General features: G+C 60.2%; 1 protein-coding gene. It reads right to left on the reverse strand.

What is annotated here, in order from left to right:
* Nucleotides 1–530, reverse strand: a 530-nt coding sequence (locus JK635_RS28780) for a formate/nitrite transporter family protein (RefSeq protein WP_202655270.1), incomplete at both ends; no start/stop codon positions are given.

The raw sequence follows: 530 nt of genomic DNA on the forward strand, positions 1-530 counted from the left end.
TACGCTGCCCCCGACGATATTGCCCAGCAATACCGGAAGCAGGTTGTGAAGGAAGCCCATCCAGGTGATGGCAGGGGCAGCGTCCACATCGCCGTACTGCTGCAACAGCATCGCCATGGGAATGAAGTACATGTTGGCCACGCTGTGCTCGAAGCCGGCCGCGACGAAGGCGGAGATCGGCACCACGATCGCGACGACCTTGTCCACCACGCTACGCCCGGCAAGCGCCATCCATACCGCCAGGCACACCAGCGCGTTGCACAGCACCCCCCTGAAGAACGCTGTCCAGAACGGCATGGCGATCTTTGCTGCCGCAATCTGCAGGTATTCCCGGCCTATTGCGCCATTGTTGAGTTCGGGATGATGCGACAGGAACACCAGCAAGGCCAGCCCCAGCGCGCCAATGAAGTTTCCAATGCAGACGATGACCCAGCTTCGCAGCAGTTCAAGCGTGGAGATCTTTCTATCTGCCCATGCCATCACGAGCAGATTGTTGCCCGTGAAAAGCTCGGCGCCGGCGACGATGACCA

Origin of the sequence: Neobacillus paridis (assembly GCF_016765675.1) — a bacterium.
GTDB classification, from domain to species: Bacteria; Bacillota; Bacilli; order Bacillales; family Cytobacillaceae; genus Neobacillus; species Neobacillus paridis.